This is a genomic window from Aeribacillus sp. FSL K6-2848, from assembly GCF_038004325.1.
GTDB classification, from domain to species: domain Bacteria; phylum Bacillota; class Bacilli; order Bacillales; family Aeribacillaceae; genus Aeribacillus; species Aeribacillus composti.
Genome location: NZ_JBBOQQ010000001.1, coordinates 67,225 through 92,500 on the forward strand (window position 1 = coordinate 67,225; position 25,276 = coordinate 92,500).

26 protein-coding genes and 2 tRNA genes (1 of these 28 cut by a window edge) are annotated in these 25,276 nt (G+C 40.0%); all 28 read left to right on the forward strand.

The genetic code is table 11. The features are described 5' to 3' along the window. Positions 1-242: 242 nt before the first annotated feature. Positions 243-1,850, forward strand: coding sequence for a putative polysaccharide biosynthesis protein (locus tag NSS70_RS00320; RefSeq protein WP_340880743.1), 1,608 nt, complete (start codon positions 243-245; stop codon positions 1,848-1,850). Beyond that, positions 1,843-3,321 (forward strand): nucleoside triphosphate pyrophosphohydrolase, encoded by a 1,479-nt coding sequence (gene mazG, locus NSS70_RS00325; protein WP_340880745.1) that lies wholly within the window; start codon positions 1,843-1,845, stop codon positions 3,319-3,321. Before NSS70_RS00320 ends, mazG begins: the two co-directional genes overlap by 8 nt. After that, a complete protein-coding gene (locus tag NSS70_RS00330) occupies positions 3,318-3,581 on the forward strand; it encodes an RNA-binding S4 domain-containing protein (protein ID WP_063387573.1) in 264 nt (87 codons plus the stop codon). The genes mazG and NSS70_RS00330 overlap by 4 nt, the downstream gene beginning before the upstream one ends. Positions 3,582-3,692: 111 nt before the next feature. Next, the gene (gene yabP / locus NSS70_RS00335) at positions 3,693-3,998 is read left to right on the forward strand and encodes a sporulation protein YabP (protein ID WP_063387572.1); all 306 of its coding nucleotides are present in this window, start codon (positions 3,693-3,695) and stop codon (positions 3,996-3,998) included. Continuing rightward, entirely contained in the window at positions 3,995-4,615 is a 621-nt protein-coding gene (gene yabQ / locus NSS70_RS00340; RefSeq protein WP_340880746.1) for a spore cortex biosynthesis protein YabQ, read from the forward strand. Before yabP ends, yabQ begins: the two co-directional genes overlap by 4 nt. Before the next feature lie 20 nt (positions 4,616-4,635). Then, the gene (locus NSS70_RS00345; RefSeq protein ID WP_242513787.1) at positions 4,636-5,013 is read left to right on the forward strand and encodes an FtsB family cell division protein; all 378 of its coding nucleotides are present in this window, start codon (positions 4,636-4,638) and stop codon (positions 5,011-5,013) included. Between the two features lie 82 nt (positions 5,014-5,095). Then, complete coding sequence (locus NSS70_RS00350) at positions 5,096-5,473, forward strand: S1 domain-containing RNA-binding protein (RefSeq protein WP_063387569.1); 378 nt, start codon at positions 5,096-5,098, stop codon at positions 5,471-5,473. 170 nt (positions 5,474-5,643) lie between these two features. Further along, positions 5,644-5,720 (forward strand) — tRNA-Met (locus tag NSS70_RS00355). Positions 5,721-5,730: 10 nt separating this feature from the next. Beyond that, positions 5,731-5,802 (forward strand) — tRNA-Glu (locus NSS70_RS00360). A 349-nt stretch (positions 5,803-6,151) separates the two neighbouring features. Further along, complete coding sequence (gene spoIIE, locus NSS70_RS00365; RefSeq protein WP_340880747.1) at positions 6,152-8,635, forward strand: stage II sporulation protein E; 2,484 nt, start codon at positions 6,152-6,154, stop codon at positions 8,633-8,635. A gap of 76 nt (positions 8,636-8,711) precedes the next feature. Beyond that, on the forward strand, positions 8,712-9,443 hold the full coding sequence (locus tag NSS70_RS00370; protein ID WP_066247229.1) for a vWA domain-containing protein: 732 nt from the start codon (positions 8,712-8,714) through the stop codon (positions 9,441-9,443). Beyond that, entirely contained in the window at positions 9,412-10,386 is a 975-nt protein-coding gene (locus NSS70_RS00375) for a protein kinase domain-containing protein (RefSeq protein ID WP_340880748.1), read from the forward strand. The genes NSS70_RS00370 and NSS70_RS00375 overlap by 32 nt, the downstream gene beginning before the upstream one ends. A 207-nt stretch (positions 10,387-10,593) precedes the next feature. Next, a complete protein-coding gene (gene tilS, locus NSS70_RS00380; RefSeq protein WP_340882442.1) occupies positions 10,594-11,970 on the forward strand; it encodes a tRNA lysidine(34) synthetase TilS in 1,377 nt (458 codons plus the stop codon). Positions 11,971-11,990: 20 nt separating this feature from the next. Next, positions 11,991-12,533 carry a hypoxanthine phosphoribosyltransferase gene (gene hpt, locus NSS70_RS00385; protein ID WP_066247237.1) on the forward strand — a complete coding sequence of 181 codons (543 nt, stop codon included), beginning with the start codon at positions 11,991-11,993 and terminating at the stop codon, positions 12,531-12,533. Between the two features lie 93 nt (positions 12,534-12,626). Beyond that, complete coding sequence (ftsH, locus tag NSS70_RS00390) at positions 12,627-14,588, forward strand: ATP-dependent zinc metalloprotease FtsH (RefSeq protein ID WP_066247240.1); 1,962 nt, start codon at positions 12,627-12,629, stop codon at positions 14,586-14,588. A 128-nt stretch (positions 14,589-14,716) separates the two neighbouring features. Then, on the forward strand, positions 14,717-15,490 hold the full coding sequence (locus NSS70_RS00395; protein WP_063387562.1) for a type III pantothenate kinase: 774 nt from the start codon (positions 14,717-14,719) through the stop codon (positions 15,488-15,490). Between the two features lie 7 nt (positions 15,491-15,497). Then, on the forward strand, positions 15,498-16,382 hold the full coding sequence (gene hslO / locus NSS70_RS00400; RefSeq protein ID WP_340880750.1) for an Hsp33 family molecular chaperone HslO: 885 nt from the start codon (positions 15,498-15,500) through the stop codon (positions 16,380-16,382). Positions 16,383-16,404: 22 nt separating this feature from the next. After that, positions 16,405-17,286: a peptidyl-prolyl cis-trans isomerase gene (locus NSS70_RS00405; protein ID WP_340880751.1), complete on the forward strand. Its 882-nt coding sequence runs from the start codon at positions 16,405-16,407 to the stop codon at positions 17,284-17,286. Between the two features lie 85 nt (positions 17,287-17,371). Next, entirely contained in the window at positions 17,372-18,301 is a 930-nt protein-coding gene (cysK, locus tag NSS70_RS00410) for a cysteine synthase A (protein WP_066247248.1), read from the forward strand. Between the two features lie 142 nt (positions 18,302-18,443). Beyond that, positions 18,444-19,874 carry an aminodeoxychorismate synthase component I gene (gene pabB / locus NSS70_RS00415; protein WP_117017233.1) on the forward strand — a complete coding sequence of 477 codons (1,431 nt, stop codon included), beginning with the start codon at positions 18,444-18,446 and terminating at the stop codon, positions 19,872-19,874. After that, positions 19,871-20,458 (forward strand): aminodeoxychorismate/anthranilate synthase component II, encoded by a 588-nt coding sequence (gene pabA / locus NSS70_RS00420; RefSeq protein WP_066247253.1) that lies wholly within the window; start codon positions 19,871-19,873, stop codon positions 20,456-20,458. Before pabB ends, pabA begins: the two co-directional genes overlap by 4 nt. Before the next feature lie 2 nt (positions 20,459-20,460). After that, entirely contained in the window at positions 20,461-21,339 is an 879-nt protein-coding gene (gene pabC, locus NSS70_RS00425) for an aminodeoxychorismate lyase (protein WP_340880752.1), read from the forward strand. Further along, positions 21,330-22,178 carry a dihydropteroate synthase gene (folP, locus tag NSS70_RS00430; RefSeq protein WP_063387555.1) on the forward strand — a complete coding sequence of 283 codons (849 nt, stop codon included), beginning with the start codon at positions 21,330-21,332 and terminating at the stop codon, positions 22,176-22,178. The genes pabC and folP overlap by 10 nt, the downstream gene beginning before the upstream one ends. After that, complete coding sequence (gene folB, locus NSS70_RS00435; RefSeq protein WP_063387603.1) at positions 22,174-22,536, forward strand: dihydroneopterin aldolase; 363 nt, start codon at positions 22,174-22,176, stop codon at positions 22,534-22,536. Before folP ends, folB begins: the two co-directional genes overlap by 5 nt. Further along, positions 22,533-23,060 (forward strand): 2-amino-4-hydroxy-6-hydroxymethyldihydropteridine diphosphokinase, encoded by a 528-nt coding sequence (gene folK, locus NSS70_RS00440; RefSeq protein WP_066247258.1) that lies wholly within the window; start codon positions 22,533-22,535, stop codon positions 23,058-23,060. Before folB ends, folK begins: the two co-directional genes overlap by 4 nt. Then, the gene (locus NSS70_RS00445; protein ID WP_063387553.1) at positions 23,012-23,227 is read left to right on the forward strand and encodes a helix-turn-helix domain-containing protein; all 216 of its coding nucleotides are present in this window, start codon (positions 23,012-23,014) and stop codon (positions 23,225-23,227) included. The genes folK and NSS70_RS00445 overlap by 49 nt, the downstream gene beginning before the upstream one ends. A 15-nt stretch (positions 23,228-23,242) precedes the next feature. Beyond that, entirely contained in the window at positions 23,243-24,235 is a 993-nt protein-coding gene (gene dusB, locus NSS70_RS00450) for a tRNA dihydrouridine synthase DusB (protein ID WP_063387552.1), read from the forward strand. A gap of 89 nt (positions 24,236-24,324) precedes the next feature. Next, on the forward strand, positions 24,325-25,276 hold the 5' portion of the coding sequence (lysS, locus tag NSS70_RS00455) for a lysine--tRNA ligase (protein WP_339198234.1). Its footprint extends 551 nt past the window's final position; 952 of the gene's 1,503 nt are visible here — the first part of the coding sequence; the start codon lies at positions 24,325-24,327; the stop codon falls past the right edge of the window.

The following is a 25,276-nucleotide window of genomic DNA, read 5'->3' on the forward strand; positions in this document are numbered from 1 at the left end:
GGCAAAGAGCAGAAAATAAACCTTTCAGGAAAGGTGTCTCTAGGTTTGCGATAACCACGAAGGTTAAAAATGGGGTATGTGTTAGATTTTTTTTATTTACGGAACTTATGCCGGAATTTGGACTTAAAAGCCGTGAAGTTTAGCCGAGCGCTCTAAAGATTCTCTTTCAGCCGAAAGTGGACGAGATTATGTTATAATATGCTGGAAAAAGATGAAGCATGAATTTTGGAAGGAGTAAACGTGTGATTCAAAATGTGCCTCAAGCAAGAACGAACAAATTTTTGCAAGGTGCGGTTTTATTGACGGCTGCTGGAATCATTACGAAAGGATTAAGTGCTATCTACCGAGTTCCTTATCAAAATATTGTAGGGGATATCGGTTTTTATATTTATCAGCAAATATATCCGTTTTTAGCAATTGTCATGGTTTTATCGACAACGGGATTTCCGGTTATTCTGTCAAAGCTGCTGAATGAGTATAGCGATGGCAGCAATTTTAAAAATTTCCGGAAAATATTGGTCGTCTGTTTTTCTTTTTTTGCTTTGATCAGTCTGTTTTCGTTCACGAGCTTGTTTTTAGGAGCTGACAAGCTTGCCCGTTGGATGGGTGATCCGAAACTGGCGCTTTTATTAAAAGCGGCTGCATGTTCGTTTCTGTTTTTTCCATTTATTTCAATGCTAAGAGGCGTTTTTCAAAGCTGCCATGAAATGCTGCCGGTATCTTTGTCGCAAATCGTTGAACAAGCTATACGGGTCGGTGCTTTTTTATCGATCACTTGCTTTTTCGTTTATAAAGGATTCGATCTTTATGAAACAGCTGCCGGCGCCATTTTTAGCTCCCTCATTGGGTATATCGGGGCGTTTATGCTTTTGCTTGTATATTGGAAAAAAAGAGTGCCGTTACCGCTTTCCCGATCATCGAAAGAATCGGCTGTATCTGTGAAAAAGATCTTAACCAAATTGCTGATTTATACTGTGACCTTTTGTTTGACGAGCATGCTGATGATTTTTATGCAATTGGCAGATTCATTTCAGCTGTATAAACTGATGGTCAACAGCGGTGCAGATCCTGAAGCAGCGAAAATAGCAAAAGGCATATATGATCGGGGACAACCGCTATTGCAGGTAGGAACGGTTGCAGCTACATCTCTCGCATTGTCTCTTGTTCCGCTTATTTCATCGTTTCGGCATAAAGCATTTCAATATATTCAGCAGCATGTCGCCTTATCTTTTAAAATTTGTTTGATTGTCGCCATCGGGGCTACGGCAGGTTTAATTTCCATCATCGAGCAAGTTGATTTCATGCTGTTTGCCGATACAAAAGGGGCGGGCGTATTATCGGTGTTCAGCATTTCGATTTTATTTAGTTCGGTTGCGATAACGTCTGCCGGCATTTTGCAAGGAGTCAATGAAACCGTCTGGCCGGCTTTATCTGTTTTAGCCGGAGTAGCCGTGAAAATCTTACTCAATGAATGCTTCATTCCGTTTTTCCATACATACGGGGCGGCATTGGCGACTGTTTGCGGATATGGAGTCGTGTGCTTGTTGAATCTAGCGGTTTTAAATCGGAAAAAATATAAGTTAGCTTCTTTCAAGGCTGTATGGAAAATGATTGGCTCTGCTGTTGTCATGTTTTTATCGATCAAGCTTTACTTTTTTCTATTTGATTTTTTTATATCAGACGAAACGCGTATGAGCGCTTCCATTCAATCATTGACAGCTGTCGTTTTCGGAGCGGCTGTGTATATGTTTTTCATCATCCAATCAGCCATTTTTACAGGGAAGGAAATAGAGAGCTTGCCTTTTAAAAATAAGATCAGTGCATGGAAAGAGAGGAAGGAAAATGGATAAGCAAATTACGATTGTTGGCCTGGGCGCGGGGGATGTCGATCAGCTGCCGCTAGGGGTTTTTAAAATTTTGACCTCCAGTCTGCCGCTATTTGTAAGAACAGAGGATCATCCTGTTTTAAGTGAAATTAAAGACGAAATTGGCTCGTTTCAGTCTTTCGATTCCGTTTATGAAATGTTTGATCAATTTGAAGATGTTTATGCGGAAATTGCAAAAAAACTATTGGAGGAAGCAGAAAAATATCAGCATATCGTATATGCGGTACCTGGACATCCGCTTGTTGCAGAAAAAACCGTTCAGCTTTTGCTGAAGGAAATGGAGCAAGGAAAAGTAAATGTGTCGATACAGGGCGGACAATCGTTTTTGGATGCAATGTTTCAAGCTCTGCGCATCGATCCTGTCGAAGGCTTGCAATTCATTGATGCGCAGGATATGAAGCGGGAAGAGCTTTCCTTTCGGCAGCATTTGATTATTTGCCAGGTTTATGACAAGATGATTGCATCGGATGTGAAATTGACGTTAATGGAAGACTTGCCGTTCGATTATGAAGTTTACCTCGTAACGGCTGCAGGGAGCAAATACGAGGACATTAAAAAAGTTCGATTATATGAAATGGATAGATGTGTAGAACTGAGCAATTTAACATCGTTATACATCCCGCCGGTCAAGGATGAACAATTGCTGTATCATCGCTTTTCAGCGTTGCGAAACGTCATTCGAACACTTCGCGGGCCAAACGGCTGTCCGTGGGATCGAAAGCAAACCCATCAATCATTAAAGCGGTACTTAATTGAAGAATGCTACGAGCTGATTGAAGCTATTGATGAAAATGATATTGATCATATGATTGAAGAGCTCGGAGACGTTTTGCTTCAGGTGGTGCTTCATGCCCAAATTGGAGATGACGAAGGATTTTTTACCATTGATGATGTGATTCGCATGTTAACAGATAAAATGATCCGCCGCCATCCCCATGTTTTTGGCAATGTCGAGGCACAAAATGCAGAAGAAGCTGTAAAGAGCTGGGAGGAAGCAAAAAAATCTGAAAACAGGAATGAGAGCAAATCACTGTTAGATTCTGTTTCAAAGGCGCTCCCAGCTCTGTCAAAAGCTTATCAATATCAAAGAAAGGCGGCGAAAGTCGGTTTCGATTGGCCGGATGTACTGGATGCTTGGGAGAAGGTGTCAGAAGAACTGCAGGAGTTTAAAAAGGAAATCGATAATGGAGATGGTGGAACGGAAAAAGCAAAAGAAGAGTTCGGCGATATTCTGTTTGCTCTTATTAATGTTGGAAGATTTTACGAAATTGAGCCTGAAGAAGCATTAGTCATGACAAACGAAAAGTTTTCACGGAGATTTCGGTTTATAGAACAAAAGGCCCGTAATGCTGGGAAAAATTTAAAAAGTATGTCTTTGGCAGAAATGGATCAATATTGGGAAGAGGCTAAAATGAAAGAGGGGGATCGGAAATGAGATTAGATAAATTTTTAAAAGTATCGAGGCTGGTGAAAAGACGCACGCTTGCCAAGGAAGTGGCAGATCAAGGAAGAGTGACAATCAACGGGCATCCAGCAAAAGCGAGCTCCAATGTGAAGGTTGGCGACGAGCTGTCCATTCAATTTGGACATAAGGTAGTGACAATAAAAATCGAATCTATAAATGAAACAGTAAAGAAGGAAGAGGCAAAAAATCTTTATACCATTTTGAAGGAAGAACAAAGGACAGATTTATAAAACGCTCCCTGTATTGTACAAGGAATCATCAAGGCTTGTTCTAAACCCTGCACATCTTACATAAAAATGTAAAAGGAAAGCATCCATTAATTAGAGTGCGGGGGGATGATAATGAGCCAGTATTATGGCGGTAACCATTCACATAAAGAAACCGTGCAGGAGCATAACGTAGTCATGAAGGACCGGAAGCTGTTAGATATTTCTGGCGTGAAGCAGGTGGAAAGCTTTGATAATGAGGAATTTTTGCTTGAGACGGTAATGGGTCCGCTCGCGGTTCGGGGAGAACATTTACAAATGAAAAACTTGGATGTCGATAAAGGCGTCGTATCCATAAAAGGAAAAATTTATGAAGTTTCTTATTTAGATGATTTCAGCTCGGAGAAGGCTAAAGGCATTTTTAGCAAGTTGTTTAAATGACCCTTACCACTCAATTTTACACCATGATTGCGATGATCGGCATGGGCAGTTTTCTAGGCGCCGCACTAGATACTTACAATTTTTTTTTAAAAAGATGGGATCGAAAAAGGTGGGTTGTTTTTTTAAACGATTTAGTATTTTGGGCGGTTCAAGGACTTTTAACTTTTTATGTTCTATTGTATGTAAATCAAGGGGAATTAAGATTTTATGTATTTTTAGCACTTTTATGCGGTTTTGCCGCCTATCAAAGCCTCCTACGGAACGGATACATGACCTGTTTGCGGATTATGATAAAAATCGCTGTTTCTATATACCAATTTTTTGTAAAAATCGTTTTACTGCTTCTTATCAATCCTATTAAATGGATAGTTCATATGGCGATAGCATGTTCTATGTCTCTTTTACTATTTTTATGGAAGTTTATTAAATGGTCTTCACAACTCTTATTCAAGTTATGTAAAATTTTATTAGCGCCATTACTATGGGGATTGAACATACTTTGGGGAAAAGCTCCTCAACCAATAAAGCAAAAGATGCTGCATTCGAAACAAATCATAGAAGGAATATTCATAAATATAAAGAATATGTTACGTAAGCTGTATCGTTGGTTCCGTTAAATTTAGGAGGGATTGCAGGAATGAGAGAGAAACGAGAGTTGAATGTAGCTATGCTGCAGCAAATAAATGAACCCGGACAAGAAGTTAAAGCTGAGATGAGACAAAGAAGAAAACGAGGGCTAATTCGACGATTAGCTGCATTTGGTATAATGGCTGTTACTTGTATTGCGATTATGGCGTCAACGCTCGTTTCTCAATCAATTGCTATCAATAAGAAGCTTGAAGAAAAAAAACAGCTTGAAACAAAACTGGAGAATTTAAAAGAAGAGGAAAAAGATTTGAAGGCGGAAATCATCAAGCTGAAGGATGAAGAATATATCACAAAGCTTGCAAGAAAAGATTATTTTTTATCTGATGAAGGAGAAGTCATTTTTAATATTCCGGGGAATGAACAGTAATATTGACCCCGTTTTTTTATTTTTGTATAATTAAATAAATTATTTTTAATTTTTTTATGATTTAAGGAGGAGCATTTTTTTTATGTCAATTGAAGTTGGCAGCAAGTTACAAGGTAAAGTAACTGGCATTACGAATTTTGGAGCATTTGTGGAGCTGCCAGGAGGCTCAACAGGACTTGTTCATATTAGTGAAGTTGCTGACAATTACGTGAAAGACATTCATGATCATTTAAAAGTCGGCGATGAGGTTGAAGTCAAGGTTATTAATGTAGAAGAAGACGGAAAAATCGGATTGTCCATCAAAAAGGCAAAAGATCGTCCAAAAAAACATGATCATCGTTCCAAAGAAAGTTTTGAGCAAAAAATGAGCCGCTTTTTAAAAGAGAGCGAGGACCGTCTTGCTTCACTTCGGCGTCACACTGAATCAAGACGAGGAGGGAGAGGAGCAAGAAGGGGGTAACTTGCTGCTGTTAATGTTATAGATGATCGCAGACCGCCACCTGAAGATTCAGGTGGTGTATTTAAATTGTCCGAAAATTATTTTTTTATTTTATTGTTGACGGCTCTCATGTTCATATGTATTATAGAACATGTGCGTATTTTACATGAACATAAAGATGCAGTTGATTTGGCGGCGTAGCTCAGCTGGCTAGAGCGTACGGTTCATACCCGTGAGGTCGGGGGTTCGATTCCCTCCGCCGCTACCAATTGAATATTGGCCCGTTGGTCAAGTGGTTAAGACACCGCCCTTTCACGGCGGTAACACGGGTTCGAATCCCGTACGGGTCATGAGAAGAGGCTCTTTCTTTAAAAGAAAGAGTCTTTTTTTATGGAAAAGTTTAAAATTTTGTATTTATATAGGATAGATAAATTTAATTTTTCACCGATTTCAACAAGTTCCGACTCATGTTTTTCGGCTTTCGCTTTTAAAACGGACCAACACGCTGTTACAATCATCTCTTTGAAATGACGCGACTCAATGTCTCAATGGGCTGCTCTGTTCCTTTTAAAAGATTTGTCGTCTATAACAGAAATCGTCGAAATATTCTTATAAACAATTTCCTCCTTTTGACAAATTCCTTTATGAAAAGCTTGTATAATGACTATCAATTACGGTAGTAGGAGGAGTGTCGCTATAATGGAAAAAGTTGAGAGAAGATTTCTGATACCTTTTGCCAATGTCCAATTGGAAAGAACACAATCACTTCTATGGAGATCTTGGAAAAGAGCGGGGCTGCATTTGCATTCTTTTCTGTTTCACAAAGGGTTTGTTTATGTATTGGTCGGGTTTTTGCTGGGGAGAGCTTTTATTTTATCTGAAATTATTCCGTTCGCCCTTCCTTTTTTTGGAGCTGTATGGCTTTTAAAAAGGGACAAGGCATTGCTTGCTGCACTATCACTAATTGCAGGGGCATTCACCATCTCATTGGAATTATGTTTGTTAGTGCTTTCTTCTATATGTATATTTCTTTTGCTTCATAAAATGACTAGTTTTTTCATTAAAACAGATGAAATAAAAATATTGCCTTTTACGATTTTTTCGGGACTTGCTGCCAGCCGCCTTTTATATTCAAAGTTAACTGCAGGATTTATCAGCACGTACGATCTTTTAATGACAGGGGTTGAGGCAGGTCTGTCGATCATCCTGACGTTGATTTTTTTGCAGAGCATCCCGCTTCTTTCAGTGCGGAAATATAAACAAACTTTACGAGTCGAAGAGATTATCTGCTTGATGATTTTGCTTGCGTCCGTCATGACGGGCTTAGTTGGAATCAGTTACCAAAATATACAGGCGGAACACGTTCTTTCACGATATATTGTCCTATTGCTCGCTTTTACCGGAGGTGCAGGCATCGGATGTACAGTTGGTGCTGTAACAGGTTTGGTGCTTAGCCTGGCGAATGTCTCCAATTTGTATCATATGAGCCTACTTGCATTTTCAGGTTTATTGGGAGGTCTGCTAAAGGAAGGACAAAAAGCAGGAGCGTCAGTTGGCCTGATCATTGGCTCACTTTTAATCACGCTATATGGAGAAGGATCGGCTGATGTTTGGACAACCTTATGGGAATCGGGCGCCGCGGTTTTGCTGTTTTTACTGACCCCGAAAAGCTTTACAGAACAGTTGGCAAAGCATATTCCTGGAACAAACGAGCATGTTTTGGAGCAGCAAAAGTATGTTCGAAATATACGTGATATAACTGCTCGGCGGGTTGATCAATTTTCTAACGTTTTTCGGGCATTATCTGAGAGCTTTTCGACTTTTTACCCGGAGGATGGAGAGGATATTGAAAGAGAAACGGATTTATTTTTAAGCAAGATCACCGGACAGACATGCCAAACTTGTTTTAAGAAGGAGAAATGCTGGGTCAACAATTTTGACCAGACATATCAATTAATGAAGCAAGTGATGGATGAAACGAAAGAAAAAACGTATGCAAATAATCGCAGATTGCAGAAAAAGCTTCACAGGCATTGTTCGAAAGCTAATCTAGTGGTCGGGACGATTGAGCAGGAAATGCACTTTTTAGAAGCGAATCGGAAATTAAAAAAGCAAGTGCAAGAAAGCAGAAGATTGGTAGCTGAACAGCTGCTAGGAGTTGCTCAAGTAATGTCCGACTTTTCTCGGGAAATGAAAAAGGAACGGGAACATCATTTTCTGCAGGAAGAGCAAATTTTCTATGCTCTTCAAAACTTCGGTTTAGAAATTGGCCATATTGATATATACAGCCTTGAAAAAGGGAACGTCGATATAGAAATGAGCATTCCGTATTGCGGCGGCCATGGAGAATGTGAAAAAATTATTGCTCCGATGCTTTCCGATATATTAAACGAAATGATCATCGTGAAAAATGAAGAATGTGCAGGTTATCCAAATGGATTTTGCCACGTTGTGTTCGGTTCTGCAAAAGCATACAAAGTGGAAACGGGTGTTGCTCATGCTGCAAAAGGAGGAGGTCTTGTTTCGGGCGACAGCCATTCCATGATTGAATTGGGCGTCGGAAAATTTGCCATAGCCATTAGCGATGGAATGGGGAACGGGGAAAGGGCTCATTTTGAAAGCAATGAAACGATTAAATTGTTGGAAAAAATTCTTCAATCAGGCATTGATGAAAAAATTGCTATCAAAACCATCAACTCTATATTGTCGCTGAGAACGACAGATGAAATTTATGCAACATTAGATTTGTCTATCATTGATTTACAAAGCGCCAATTGCAAATTTATGAAAATCGGATCTACTCCGAGTTTTATTAAACGAGGAAATAAAATTATCAAAATCGAGTCTAGTAATTTGCCGATCGGCATTATCGATGATTTTGAGGTGGACATTGTAGACGAACAGCTAAAAGCAGGAGATTTATTAATTATGATGAGTGACGGAATATTTGAGGGACCAAGGCATGTAGAAAATTATGATTTATGGATGAAAAGAAAAATAAAAGAAATAGAGACAGATGATCCACAAGAAATAGCCGATTTAATTATGGAGGAGGTGATCCGCTCCAGATCGGGGGCAATCGATGACGATATGACGGTTGTGGTGGCTCGAATTAATCATAATACACCGAAATGGGCGGCGATTCCTGTTTCAAATTTTTATAAATCGAAAAAGATAAGCTGATTTTCTGCCATGCTTAGTATAAAACGTTTTCCTTCTGGTGAGGATGGTAATAAATCATTGACCAGGAGGAGGAAAAATGAGAAAAGGGACATTAAAACAAATTTTGTTGTTAACTGACGGATGCTCAAATCATGGTGAAGATCCAATTGCTATGGCGGCTTTAGCTAAGGAGCATGGGATTACTGTCAACGTAATTGGGATTTTAGAAGAGAATGTGATAGATCAAGATGCAATGCAGGAAATAGAAGGAATTGCTGAGGCAGGGGGAGGAGTGAGCCAGGTAGTTTATGCCCATCAGCTTTCACAAACAGTACAGATGGTCACTAGAAAAGCGATGACGCAAACATTGCAGGGAGTTGTCAATCGTGAATTAAAGCATATTTTAGGAAAATCAACTTCTATTGAAGAGCTGCCGCCTGAACAGCGTGGTGAAGTTATGGAGGTTGTGGAAGAGCTTGGTGAAACGGTCAATTTAGAAATTTTAATTCTCGTAGATACGAGCGCAAGCATGGGGCCAAAGCTTCCAACGGTAAAAGAAGCGCTTTTTGATTTATCCATTAGCCTAAATTCAAGAATAGGCAATAATCAATATTCGCTGTTTATATTTCCTGGGAAAAGATCAGAAACAGAAATTTTATTGGATTGGACTCCGAAACTGGATTCTTTATCAACCATTTTTCCGAAATTAACGACAGAAGGATTGACACCAACTGGTCCGGCGATAAAAGGAGCTATACAACATTTTAAACAAAAACGCTCATTGAGGGGAATGCTCGATGATGAATACCTCGATGAACAAAGCATGTAAAGTTCTTCCCGGTACCATTATTAAAGGAAAATGGCATGGAAACACGTATCGGATATTAAAAATGCTGGGGTGCGGAGCAACAGGATCGGTTTACCTTATTGAATCCAGTAAAGGGTATGCAGCTTTAAAAATAAGTGAAAATAGCATGGGGATCACTTCAGAAGTAAACGTGTTAAAGAGACTGGCCAAGGTCCAAGGTTCGTGCCTTGGGCCTTCTTTGATCGATGTGGACGATTGGTTTAACACAGCCAGCGGAAAGATGCTTCCGTTTTATGTTATGGAGTATGTTAAAGGTGAACATTTTATCCAGTTTATTAAAAATAATGGTACGATTTGGATTGACGTGTTAATCTTGCAGCTTTTGTCCAATTTGGAGGAGCTTCATCAGTCAGGCTGGGTTTTTGGTGATTTAAAGCCTGACAATCTAATTGTTACAGGACCTCCTCCCAAAATTCGCTGTATTGATGTAGGTGGCACAACGATAAACGGAAGATCCATTAAAGAATTTACAGAGTTTTTTGACAGGGGATACTGGGAATTGGGGACGAGAAAAGCTGAACCGAAATATGATCTTTTTGCAGTCGGTATGATTATTATCAATGCTGTTTTTCAAAAACGCTTTTCAAAAAAAGGAAACAGTAAGGAGCAATTGATGCAAATCATTAACTCCCATCCTTTTTTAAACGAAAGAAAACAAGTGTTGACGAAAGCTTTATTTGGCTCCTATTCATCCGCTTTGGAAATGAAGCAGGATCTTTTGCATCATGTTTCAAACGCTAATTTGCAAAGAAAGAGAAATGTACAAGCACAATCTAAAACGAAAAGGACAGCTAACAATCGAAAAAGAAAGAAAAAGAAAAGCAAAGGGCTGATCGAAACATTGGTGATCATGGTTTGCCTGGCATTTCTATATTCTTTATATATTTTTGCGACACTTCTGTAAATGGCTGCTGCTTGTTTAAAGCGGCAGTGCTTTTCCCCCTTCTCATGCTTCCGCGAGTGCCCCGACTATTTCAAAAAATGTCCGATCTGAACTGCTTCCCTTTTAGGAAAATAACAGTAAAATGCAAAAGGCTTTGTCTTTGCAGAAGGCAGGCAAATAATGATAGGATAAAGATAACTAGAGAAATATTGGATGTGACGGTCTTTGATTCAAAATGTATGTGCGTTTATTGAAAAACATCAATTGCTCCAAAAAAATAGTACGGTCATAGTAGGTGTGTCCGGCGGCCCGGATTCACTGGCACTTCTACATTTTTTAAATACATTTAAAGATCAATATGGCATCACTGTTATAGCAGCACATGTTGATCATATGTTCCGAGGCATAGAATCACAAAAAGAGATGGAATTTGTCATCAATTTTTGCCGGGAATTAAACATACCTTGTTACGCTAAGCAAATCAATGCGGCCCGTTATGCTGAGAAACACCGGTTGAATGCCCAGCAGGCTGCTAGAGAATGCCGCTACCAATTTTTCTTAGAGTTGATGGATCAGCTTCAGGCGGATGCTTTGGCTCTAGCTCATCATGGAGATGACCAAATTGAAACGATTTTAATGAATCTTGTTCGCGGAACAATAGGGAAGGGACTAGCGGGAATTCCTGTCATACGGCCTTTCGGCAGAGGGAGAATCATACGCCCCTTTTTAGCCGCAACAAAGGATGAAATTTTAAAGTATTGTGAAGAATTTCAGCTGGCGCCCCGATTTGATCCAAGCAATGAAAAAGATACGTATACACGGAACAGGTTTCGCAAATATGTTTTGCCGTTTTTGAAAAAGGAGAACAAAAGGCTGCATGAACATTTTCAATATTTCAGTGAGGTCTTTTTAGATGATGAGCGATTTTTGGAGGAATTAACGAAGGAAAAATTAAATAAAGTAGTGATAAGAAAAACGAATTCTTCCGTTACTATTCATAAACAAGAATATAAAAAGCTTCCTGATCCGATCAAAAGGAGAGCGGTTTATCAAATATTGAATGATCTGATAAAAAGCGGCTCCTTCTCGGCTGTTCATATTGAAAATGTAAACGGATTTTTGATGAAAGCGCACCCTTCGGGGATGCTTCATTTGCCTATGGGGCTCAAAGTCATAAAATCTTATGATGAATGCACCTTTACGTTTCAATCTCCAAATAGTGAATCTTTCTGCTACACGGTACCGGTACCGGGAAAAATACATTTGCCGAACGGAAAAATATTTTTTACTGAAACCTTTTTTGGGATTCCTTCGTATAAAGGTGATGACGTTTTCTATCTTCCAAAAAAATGGTACGTTCCGCCTTTAATTATTCGGAGCAGAAAAAAAGGAGACAAAATGACAATTAAAGGCATGAACGGCACGAAAAAGGTAAAAGATATTTTTATTGATAAAAAAATACCGAGGGAAGAGCGCAACCTTCTCCCAATCGTTGAAAATGGCAACGGCCAAATCATATGGATTCCGCTTGTAAAAAAATCAAATTTAGAGGAAATTAGCATTACCAATGAATCTTATATTGTATTACAATATAAAGAGCAGTGATCTCATCAGGAGGAAAGAAAATGATCGAGGATATTGAAAAAGTCTTAATTTCAGAAGAAGAAATCAAAGAAAAAGTGAAAGAATTAGGGGCGATATTAACGGAGGAATATAAAAATAAGTTTCCCCTCGCTATCGGGGTTTTAAAAGGCGCTATGCCGTTTATGGCGGATTTAATAAAGCATATTAATACATATTTGGAAATTGATTTTATGGACGTTTCCAGTTATGGAAACAAAACCGTTTCATCGGGTGAGGTGAAAATAATTAAGGATTTAGACACTTCCGTCGAAGGCCGGGATCTTTTAATCATTGAAGATATAATCGATAGCGGATTGACATTAAGCTATTTAGTCGATCTTTTCCGGTACCGGAAAGCAGCATCCGTTAAAATTGTAACCCTATTGGACAAACCGAGCGGGCGAAAGGCAAATATTGAGGCAGATTATGTATGTTTTGAAGTTCCGGATGCGTTCGTTGTCGGTTATGGTCTGGACTATGCGGAAAAATACCGCAATCTTCCGTTTATAGGGATATTAAAGCCTGAAGTTTATCAAAATAAATAATGATCGTTGAAAGGATAGCGTATCAGTTGTGCTGGGATGATTTTCTATGATACTATTGAATATAGTTTGTTTCATTGTGGGAGGAGGTAAGGAATGAATCGGATTTTCCGAAACACCATATTTTATTTGCTGATTTTTTTAGTGGTTATCGGCGTTGTGAATTTTTTTCAGGGCGGTAACCAAAAAACTGAACAAATGACATATAGTACCTTCATCTCCAATTTGGAAAACGGAGATGTTGAAAATATAACGTTAAAACCAGTAAGAGGAGTATATGAAGTCAGAGGACAGCTGAAGGGATATGAAGAAAATCAATACTTTATCACCTATTTATCAGGCGATGACGCATTAAACCTCATCAATACTGCTGCTTCAAAAAATCAAACGGAAGTTAAATGGTCCCCAGCAGATGATACAAACGGATGGGTGCAATTTTTCACATCCCTCATCCCATTTATTATAATCTTTATTTTGTTCTTCTTTGTGCTCAATCAGGCTCAAGGCGGCGGAAGCCGAGTTATGAACTTCGGGAAGAGCAAGGCAAAGCTGTATAACGACGACAAGAAAAAAGTAAAATTTAAAGATGTTGCAGGAGCCGATGAGGAAAAGGCTGAACTAGTGGAAGTTGTTGAATTTTTAAAGGATCCCCGCAAGTTTTCTGAACTTGGAGCGCGCATACCGAAAGGAGTCCTTTTAGTAGGCCCTCCGGGAACTGGTAAAACATTGCTGGCCCGCGCGGTGGCTGGAGAAGCAGGTGTGCCGTTTTTCTCCATAAGCGGATCTGATTTTGTTGAGATGTTTGTCGGTGTAGGTGCTTCTCGTGTTCGGGATTTGTTTGAGACGGCTAAGAAAAATGCCCCATGTATCATTTTTATTGATGAAATTGATGCTGTTGGACGCCAAAGAGGAGCTGGATTAGGCGGCGGTCACGATGAACGTGAACAAACGTTAAATCAGCTTCTCGTTGAGATGGATGGATTTAGCTCCAACGAAGGAATCATTATTATTGCGGCGACAAACCGTCCGGATATTTTAGACCCAGCCCTTCTCCGCCCTGGTCGATTTGACCGTCAAATTACGGTTGATCGTCCGGATGTGAAGGGGCGCGAAGCAGTGCTCAAAGTACATGCACGCAATAAACCGTTGGATGAATCGGTGAATTTGCGGAACATTGCGATGAGAACGCCGGGCTTTTCTGGAGCTGACCTGGAAAACCTATTGAATGAGGCTGCTCTCGTTGCTGCTCGCCAAAATAAAAAGAAAATCGATATGGCGGATATAGATGAGGCAACCGATCGTGTAATTGCAGGACCTGCGAAAAAAAGCAGGGTTATTTCGGAAAAGGAGCGCCGTATTGTTGCCTATCATGAAGGCGGACATACCGTTATCGGTCTCGTTTTAGATGAGGCGGAAATGGTGCATAAAGTAACGATTGTTCCTCGGGGTCAAGCTGGAGGATATGCTGTCATGCTGCCAAAAGAAGACCGCTATTTCATGACAAAACCTGAGCTCCTTGACAAAATAACAGGATTGCTTGGCGGTCGGGTTGCGGAAGAAATTGTTTTCGGTGAAGTTAGCACCGGTGCCCACAACGACTTCCAGCGTGCGACAAATATTGCGCGCAGAATGGTTACAGAATTTGGAATGTCAGAAAAATTGGGTCCATTGCAATTTGGAAGCTCTCAAGGCCAGGTCTTTTTAGGGCGTGACATCCAAAGTGAGCAAAATTATAGTGATGCGATTGCCTATGAAATCGACTTAGAAATTCAGCGCATCATTAAAGAATGTTATGAAAAAGCAAAACGAATTTTGACAGAAAATCGCGATAAACTTGAACTAATTGCAAAAACGTTATTAGAAGTGGAAACACTTGATGCAGAACAAATTAAACATCTGGTGGAACACGGTTCATTGCCTGATAAGTCTGAACAAAAAGCAGCTTCAGAAAATGTGAAAAAAGAAGAGAACAACCAAAAAGATGAAGCTGTAAAAGTCAATATTCAGACAAAGAAAGATGAGGCTCCCTCTATCAAACCGGAGCTTAAAGAAGAATAAGTAATAAAGCCGTCAACTATACAAAGTTGGCGGTTTTCTATTGCCTTCGTGCCCGATAGCAGCCTACTGCGATCAATATGTGATATGATGATGAGGGAATGTTTGAACGAAGGGAAAAGGTGATGGACATGATTTTAGCTTTAGATGTTGGGAATACAAACACCGTGATTGGAGTATACGAAAAAGAACAATTGCTTTACCATTGGCGAATTGAAACCAATCGACATAAAACCGAAGATGAATACGGAATGATGTTTAAATCATTGTTTGAATACGTAGGATTAAAATTTTCGGACATAACGGGAATCATTATTTCTTCTGTCGTTCCACCGATTATGTATGCCATGGAAAAAATGTGCGAGAAATATTTTCATGTAGATCCGCTTATTGTCGGCCCAGGAATTAAAACAGGCCTTAATATAAAGTATGATAATCCGCGTGAAGTTGGGGCGGACAGGATCGTCAATGCAGTTGCCGGTGTTCATTTATATGGCTGTCCGCTTATTATTGTTGATTTCGGCACAGCAACAACTTATTGCTACATTAATGAAAAAGGACAATATGAAGGCGGTGCCATTGCACCAGGGATTAACATTTCCACCGAAGCTTTATACTCAAAAGCCGCGAAGCTTCCTAGAATCGAAATCGCCAAACCCGATCATATTATTGGGAAAAATACAGTAGCCGCCATGCAATCAGGAATTTTATTCGGCTATGTTGGCCAAGTAGAAGGAATTGTCAGAAGGATGAAAGCGCAAGCTAAAAAAGAACCGAAAGTTATTGCAACAGGCGGTCTAGCTGGGTTAATCGCCAATGAATCTGACATGATCGAAATCGTTGATCCATTGTTAACATTAACAGGCTTGCGGTTAATTTACGAACGAAATCTCGGAAGGGAGTAGGAAACAAATGAACGATTATTTAGTCAAATCTTTGGCCTATGGCGGAGGAGTGCGTGCATATGCAGTGAAGACGACTGATACAGTGAGTGAAGCTCAACGCCGCCACCAAACATGGCCGACTGCTACCGCTGCTCTTGGAAGAGCAATGACAGCCGGCGTGATGATGAGTTCGATGCTAAAAGGTGATGAGAAGCTGACGATAAAAATAGAAGGCGGCGGTCCAATAGGAGCCATTGTTATTGACAGTAATTCAAAAGGTCAAGTGAGAGGTTATGTATCCAATCCTAAGACCCATTTTGAATTAAATAAACATGGCAAACTGGATGTAGCCCGCGCAGTCGGGAAAAACGGTACATTGTCGATTGTTAAGGATTTAGGATTAAGGGAGCATTTTTCCGGTAAAGTCCCTATTATTTCCGGGGAGCTGGGAGAAGATTTTGCCTATTATTTAGTGACGTCAGAGCAAGTCCCGTCTTCAGTAGGAGTGGGAGTTTTAGTCAATCCTGATAACTCTGTTCTGGCTGCTGGCGGATTTATTATTCAGCTTATGCCGGGAACTGAAGAATCAATCATTACGGAAATTGAGACGCGGTTAAAAACAATAGAGCCGATCTCTAAGCAAATTCAAAAAGGGCTGACTCCTGAAGAAATATTGGAAGGTGTTCTGGGCGAAGGGAATATGAAAGTGATCGATCGCATGCCTGTCAGCTTCCACTGCAGCTGTTCTAAAGATAGGTTTGCAAATGCCATTATTAGTCTAGGAGAAGAGGAAATTCAACAAATCATCGATGAGGATGAAAAAGCTGAAGCTCAATGCCATTTTTGTAATGAGATATATGTGTTTTCAAAAGAAGAGTTGCAGGAATTAAAAGAAGCGGCATCTAGAAAATAGCTTATGGCAGGGAGCTGGAGGAATGAGTAAAAAAGCGCTTTTGGTCATAATTTTCAGTCTTGTATTAACGAACTGCGTGACGATTGCCTTTTTGGTAAGTGCTTATACAAGAGAAGCGCAAAAAGAGAAAAATGATGAAATTGTTGCCAAAATCGGCGATAGCCGCATTACGAGGCAGGAATGGTTAAGTGAACTGGAAAAACGATTTGGGAAAACAACACTTGAGGAAATGATCAATATTCAAGTTGTGGACGAGCTTGCAAAAAAGAATCATATTGATGTAGATGAAAAAACAGTTGAACGTGAAATACAAATGTATAAAATATCGTCTCAATCATACGGCGATAGCGTGCTTAACGACAAAGAACTGAGAAAACAAATTCGCTATAGTATTTTATTAGAAGAGCTTTTAACGAAAGATGTCAACATTAATGAGAATGAATTGAAGAAATTTTATGAAGAAAATAAACATCAATATATTATGAATGACACGTATCATCTTTCCCATATCGTGGTTGATTCAAAAAAAGAAGTCCAACAAATTATAAATGAATTAAAAGGCGGATCAAGCTTTGAAGGGATTGCAGCTGAACGGTCCAAGGATCAGTTGACGGCGAAGGAAGGTGGAGACCTCGGTTATGTTTCCGAAGGTTCCAGCGATGTACCGCCGGAATATATTGAACAAGCTAAAACAATGAAGGTCAATGAGTGGTCGGACCCAATACCGCTGGAAAGAGGATATGCGATTATATTTTTGCATGAGAAAATAAAAGGAGAACAGCTGGAGTTTGACGAAGTAAAGGATCAGATTCGCAGGCAAATCGCTTTGGAACAGATGGAAGGAAATGTATCAGCAAAGCAGTTGTGGGATGACATCGGCGTAACATGGTTTTATGAAAAATGAAGAAAAAGATTGACAATTCATAAATTTATTGGTATATTATTTTCAATAAAACCAATATAATTACTCGGAAATAGAGGTGTATAAGATGGCAGTTGTTGCAAACTCTATATTAGATCTAATTGGAAAGACTCCTGTTGTAAAATTAGGAAAAATTGTAGAAGAGGACAGTGCAGACGTTTATTTAAAGCTTGAATTTTTTAACCCTGGATCAAGTGTAAAGGACCGTATTGCATTAGCAATGATTGAAGCGGCAGAAAAAGAAGGCAAACTAAAACCTGGAGACACAATTATCGAACCGACAAGCGGAAACACAGGGATCGGTTTAGCAATGGTGGCAGCTGCAAAAGGTTTACATGCTATTTTAGTTATGCCTGAAACAATGAGTTTAGAGCGCCGCAATTTATTGCGTGCATATGGAGCAGAGCTTGTTTTAACTCCTGGTCCAGAAGGCATGAAAGGGGCTATTAAAAAAGCAGAAGAGCTTGCGGAAAAACACGGCTATTTCATGCCGCAGCAATTTAAAAACCGTGCAAATGTAGAAATTCACCGTTTAACAACTGGTCCGGAAATCGTTGAGCAAATGGGCGATCAATTGGATGCATTTGTCGCCGGAATCGGTACTGGGGGTACGATTACTGGTGCTGGTCAAGTATTAAGAGAAAAATATCCAAACATAAAAATTTATGCTGTTGAGCCGGCTGATTCACCTGTATTATCGGGCGGAAAACCAGGTCCGCATAAAATTCAAGGTATTGGAGCAGGATTTGTTCCGGATATTTTAAATACAGAGATTTATGATGAAGTCATTACTGTTACAACTGAGCAAGCTTTTGAAACCGCTAGAAAAGCTGCGAGAGAAGAAGGAGTATTAGGCGGAATTTCTTCAGGTGCTGCCATTTTCTCCGCATTGAAAGTGGCGAAAGAGCTAGGAAAAGGCAAAAAGGTACTAGCAGTCATCCCAAGTAATGGAGAAAGATATTTAAGTACTCCATTATATAAGTTTGACGAAGAATAATAGAATGAATAATAGTTTAAAGGCTGTCGACGAAATTTGTCGGCAGCCTTTTGGATTTTATGTGAAGGGGAAAAATAATACTGTTGATGCCAAGCTCTCTTTCTTGTTGTAAAATAAGTTTATGGGTGAAGGAGAGTGAACGATGGAATCTGTGAGAAAACTGCTGGCAGTCCAAATACCTTTTGAAAAAGAACGATTTTTCAATCGCTTTGAAACGCTGGCAAAACAACAACAACATTACGCTCTTCTCGAAAGCGGAAGAGGCGGCCGCTACAGCATAGCTGGTTTAAACCCTTTTGCCGTCATACAAGGAAAAAACGGGGCAATTACGATCTATAGCGGGAACAAAAAAGAAGTAAAGGAAGGAAATCCGCTCTTGCTCTTTGAAGGATGGATGAAACAGTTTAAATGTGAAAGCGATCCTTCCCTTCCCGACTTTCAAGGAGGCGCTATCGGCTTTATTAGCTATGATGCAGTTCGTTATTTCGAAAAATTACCCAATATAGCTGTGGACGATTTACACGTGCCCGACATTTATTTTATCGTTTTTCAAGATATCGCCGTTTTTGATCATACTGAAAAAACACTTTGGCTGATAACGTATCATAAACATGGGGAAAAAGATGCTGCACAAAAGCGGCTGGAAGAAATGAAAGCTTTATGGTGTAAGCAAAGTGAGGAAACGATTTTCAGCTATACGAATTCAGCTGATCTCAGCTATGAGCCGATAATGTTTATGGAACAGCCGTTTAAAAAAGCTGTTGAAAGAGTAAAGGATTATATTGCAAGCGGTGATGTATTTCAAGTCAACTTATCCGTCAGACAAGCAAAACCGCTTTCGACGCATCCGTTTGAAATTTATAAAGCATTACGGAAAATTAACCCATCCCCATATATGGCCTATATTCATACTCCTGAGTTTCAAATTGCCAGTGGATCTCCAGAGCTGCTCATAAAAAAGAGGGGAAATGTACTGAATACCCGTCCGATTGCTGGAACGAGATCAAGAGGAAGAAGCGATGAAGAAGACCGCCAGCTTTCTGAGGAATTAATCACCAATGAAAAAGAACGTGCAGAACATATCATGCTTGTAGATTTAGAACGAAATGATCTAGGGCGGGTATGTAAATATGGCAGTGTTGAAGTTAACGAACTGATGGCTATTGAGAAATATTCACATGTCATTCATATCGTGTCAAATGTTCGCGGAGAGCTGCAAGAAGGAAAAGGATTTTACGACATTATGCGTGCTGTATTTCCGGGCGGCACAATCACGGGAGCGCCGAAGGTTCGAACAATGGAAATAATTGAAGAGCTGGAGCCGACTAGAAGAGGGTTATATACTGGTTCGATCGGCTGGCTCGGCTTTAATGGAGATTTAGAATTTAATATTGTAATACGGACGCTACTGGCTAAAAACGGTTGGGGTTATGTGCAAGCAGGTGCTGGAATCGTCATTGATTCTGTTGCAGAATATGAATATAAAGAGTGTTTGAAAAAAGCAAAAGCGTTATGGAAAGCAAAAGATTTGAGCGAAGATGAGAATAAGTTAGTTAGAGGTGAGAAGAGATGATTTTAATGATTGATAACTATGATTCTTTTACGTACAATTTAGTTCAATACCTTGGTGAGCTCGGCGAAGAGCTTGTTGTCAGACGAAATGATGAAATTACGATTGAGGAAATTGAACAGCTCAATCCAGCCTATTTGATGATTTCTCCCGGTCCGTGTACGCCGAATGAGGCGGGGATCAGCATGGAGGCAATTAAGTATTTCGCAGGGAAAATTCCGATTTTTGGCGTATGCTTAGGTCATCAATCAATAGCTCAAGTGTTCGGTGGGGATGTTGTTCGCGCAGACAAATTAATGCACGGGAAAACATCGCAAATTTATCATGACGGAAAAACTATTTTCGACGGCTTAGACAACCCGTTCACTGCTACAAGGTACCACTCTTTAATTGTCAAAAAAGAAACGCTTCCGGATTGCTTTGAAATTTCAGCATGGACGAATGACGGAGAGATTATGGGAATCCGCCATAAATCTTTGCCGGTTGAAGGCGTGCAGTTTCATCCGGAATCAATTATGACTGAACATGGAAAACTGATGTTAAAGCATTTCCTTTCCTATTATCGTACGGAAGAAAAGAGTGTATAAAAGTGTACTTATATGTAAATGGTGAATATAAAAAGCAGGATGAGCTGCATATTTCTCCGTTCGATCATGGATTTTTATACGGAATCGGCGCTTTTGAAACATTAAGGACTTATAACGGTCATCCATTTTTACTGTATGATCATATCGATCGCTTAAATGCAGCGGTTCGCGAGCTTGGCATAGATTTTTCTCTTTCTTACTCGGAAGCAGAACAAATTATTAAAAGACTGCTTGAATTAAATCATTTAAATAATGCATATATCCGGATAAATGTTTCAGCGGGTGCAGAGGAGCTGGGGTTGTCGGCGGCTCCTTATAAAAATCCGGTGTTAATCTTTTTTATAAAAGAGTTAAATTTGCCGGAAAGATTGACAAAACAGGGGGTCATTCTTTCGGTTCGGCGAAACACGCCGGAAGGATCATTTCGCATAAAATCGCACCATTTTTTAAATAATGTGCTGGCAAAGAGAGAAATTGGAGATCATCCGAAAACGGAAGGTATATTTTTAACACATTCAGGATATGTCGCAGAAGGGATTGTTTCCAACATTTTTTGGGTAAAAAACAACACTGTCTATACACCGGCTGTCAGCACAGGAATATTAAACGGAATTACTAGACAGTTCGTGTTAACCATCCTTGAAAAACATCGCATCCCTTATGAAGAAGGATTGTATCCATTGGATCATCTGTTATCTGCACAAGAAGCTTTTATCACAAATTCCTTGCAGGAGATTGTCCCAATTACACATATTGATCAGACTGCATTTGCAGGTGAACAGGGAATTTTGACCAATCGATTAATCACCATTTATAAGAAGGTGCGGCAGCATATTTTGACAAGATCTGAATTCGAAGTGGGTGATGAACAATGGGTGTAATAGAGAAAGAAAAAATATTACAGTGCGGACCGTATCAATTACACTACGAAGATAAAACCCAAGTAATGGGAATATTAAACGTTACGCCTGATTCTTTTTCGGACGGCGGAAAATTTAATGATATCGAGAAAGCTTTAAAGCATGCAAAAGAAATGGTGGAAAATGGCGCCGATATCATTGATGTCGGGGGTGAATCAACCCGTCCGGGCCATGAACCCGTTTCAGAAGAGGAGGAGCTGGCCAGAGTTCTTCCAGTCATTGAAAAATTATCAAAAGAAATTCATGTTCCTATTTCCATTGATACGTACAAAGCGAATGTGGCAAAAAAAGCGGTGGAAGCTGGAGCAACCATCATCAATGATGTTTGGGGGGCGAAAAAGGAGCCGGACATCGCTCGCGTGGCAGCAGAATATAACGTCCCAATCATTCTAATGCACAATCGAGAAAAAGAAGGGTATAACGATCTGATTAAAGACATGATTTCCGATTTAATGGAAAGTGTCGAGATCGCCAAAAAAGCAGGCGTTCGGGACGAACAAATCATCCTTGATCCAGGAATCGGTTTTGCCAAAACTTTTGAAGATAATCTCTACGTCATGCGTCATCTGGAGGAATTTACAAACCTTGGTTTCCCTGTTTTGCTGGGTACGTCGAGAAAAAGATTTATCGGACGAGTTCTCGATCTACCGGTAGAGGAGCGTATGGAAGGCACAGCGGCTACCGTATGCTTAGGAGTGCAAAAGGGCTGTCAATTCGTTCGGGTTCATGACGTTAAACCGATTGCGCGGATGGTGAAAATGATGGATGCGATGCTCGGAAAGGGGCGTGATCACGATTGATAAGATCTATGTAACGGGAATGGAGTTTTGGGGCTATCATGGCGTTTATCCTGAAGAGAATAAACTTGGACAGCGATTTCGAGTTGATGTTATTTTAGAGACGGATCTAAAGCAAGCAGGAAAAACGGATGAACTAGATGATACAGTGAATTATGCGAAAGTGTACACGGTTTGCAAGGAAATTGTGGAAGGCAAGCCCTATAAGCTTATTGAAGCCGTTGCAGAAAATTTAGCATCTGAACTGTTAAAAGAGTTTTCGACTGTTTTGTATTGCACAGTAAAAGTGGTAAAGCCGGATCCGCCAATCCCGGGTCATTACAAGTCTGTAGCAGTAGAAATCAAAAGGGGAAGAACATGAAAAACTATGCATATATTTCTTTAGGATCGAATATCGGCGATCGGGAATATTATTTGGAAGAAAGCATCAATCAATTGAACAGGCATCCAGATGTTGAGGTTATCAAAATGTCTTCTATTTATGAAACCGATCCGGTTGGTTATATTGACCAAGAATTGTTTTTGAACATGGTAATTAAAATCGCGACGAATTTCACGCCGTATGAGCTGCTGGCATTTACGCAAAAAATCGAATATGATTTAGGAAGATCAAGGGAAGTTAAATGGGGGCCTAGAACGATAGACCTTGACATTTTATTATATAATAACGAAAATATTGAAACAGAACAGCTTACCATACCTCATCCGAGAATGTTTGAACGATCTTTCGTATTGATTCCTTTGTTTGAAATTGATCAAGATGTACAATGGCCTAATCAGCATCGTTCTTTACTGGTTTTAATAGATCAATTAAAAGATAAAAAAGGAGTGCGAATATGGAAGCAGAAAAATGGGGAAGAAGGATTCGCGCTTTTAGAAAGCTAAAAGGCTATACACAAGAAAGCCTTGCAAAAGACTTAGGCGTTTCTGTATCGGTTCTTGGTGAAGTTGAAAGGGGCAACAGACTTCCCAGCAAGGAATTAGTAGAGATTATTGCTGCTAAGCTGAATGTAAGCGTGAACGAGCTGATGCCTGAGGATACTGAAAAATAAAGGAGGCAGGTGAAATTGTTTAAAATAGGAGATATTCAATTGAAAAACCGTGTTGTGCTTGCTCCGATGGCCGGCGTATGCAATTCGGCTTTTCGGCTGACGGTCAAAGAATTTGGAGCGGGTTTAGTTTGTGCTGAAATGGTCAGCGATAAAGCCATTTTATATAAAAATGCGAAAACAATGGACATGCTCTATATTGATGAACGGGAAAAACCATTAAGCTTGCAAATTTTTGGCGGTGAAAAAGAAACATTAGTGGAAGCGGCAAAATTTGTCGATAACAATACAACAGCAGATATCATCGATATTAACATGGGCTGTCCTGTACCGAAAATTACGAAATGTGATGCCGGAGCAAAATGGCTTCTTGATCCCAATAAAATTTATGACATGGTTGCCGCTGTTGTGGATGCAGTGAAAAAACCGGTAACTGTCAAAATGCGCATGGGTTGGGATGAAGAACATATTTATGCGGTGGAAAATGCCCAAGCCGTTGAGCGGGCAGGGGGCAAGGCTGTTGCATTGCATGGACGAACCCGTGTTCAAATGTATGAGGGAGAAGCCAACTGGGACATTATTAGAGAAGTTAAGCAGGCTGTGAATATTCCGGTGATTGGCAACGGGGATGTCAAAACCCCTCAAGATGCAAAGAGAATGCTGGACGAGACGGGTGCAGACGGGGTTATGATCGGCCGTGCTGCATTAGGCAACCCATGGATGATCTATCGCACTGTTAAATATTTAGAAACGGGAGAATTAATTGAAGAGCCGACAGTTCGAGAAAAGATTGATGTATGCAAACTGCATTTAGAACGTTTAATCAATTTAAAAGGTGAGCACATCGCTGTTAGAGAGATGCGTAAACATGCCGCTTGGTATTTAAAAGGTATTCGAGGCAATGCAAAAGTGAGAAATGCTATTAATAACTGTGAAACAAAAGAAGAACTGGTCTCCCTTCTTGAACGTTTTGCAAGTGAAGTGGAAGAGAAAGAGCGTCAATCCGCATAAAGACAATCTGCTTTCTCTTATACTTTGACGGCTGCCAGTAATCTGGCAGTTTTCTATGTTAAATTTTAAGATTATTGGAGTGGATACGTATGAGCAAAGAAGGTTTGCATAACCAAGAAGAGTTGAATGATCAATTGCAGGTTCGCAGGGAAAAGCTTCATGCATTAAAAGATAAAGGAATCGACCCTTTCGGAAAAAAATTTGAACGCTCGCATCAGGCGATTGAACTAAAAGAGCAGTACGGCGAGTTTACAAAGGAAGAACTTGAGGAAAAAAATATTTTTGTTTCTATAGCTGGCAGAATTATGACAAAACGTGGAAAAGGGAAAGCAGGTTTCGCCCATATCCAAGATTTGTCGGGCCAAATTCAAATTTATGTTCGGAAGGACAGCGTCGGCGAGGATCAGTATGAAATTTTTGATATGGCTGACTTAGGTGATCTTATTGGCGTGAAGGGAACGGTTTTTAAAACAAAAGTAGGCGAGCTCTCGGTAAAAGCAACGGAATTTGTGCTGCTCACGAAAGCTTTGCGCCCTCTTCCTGATAAATACCATGGCCTTAAAGATATTGAACAGCGCTACCGCCAGCGCTATTTAGATCTTATTATGAACCCTGACAGCAAAAACACATTTATAACAAGAAGCAAAATCATCCAATCCATGCGCCGTTATTTAGACAGTCACGGGTATTTGGAAGTAGAAACACCAATGATGCACTCCATTGCTGGAGGAGCGGCAGCACGCCCGTTTATCACTCATCATAATGCTTTGGATATGCCTTTGTACATGAGAATTGCTATTGAGCTTCATTTGAAAAGGCTGATTGTCGGCGGTTTAGAAAAAGTTTATGAAATCGGCCGCGTTTTCCGCAACGAAGGCGTTTCAACAAGACATAATCCTGAATTCACCATGCTTGAACTGTACGAGGCATATGTAGATTTCCATGATATTATGGAATTGACAGAAAACATGATTGCTCATATTGCACAAGAAGTATTAGGTACAACGACAATCCAATACGATGAATATAAAGTGGACTTGA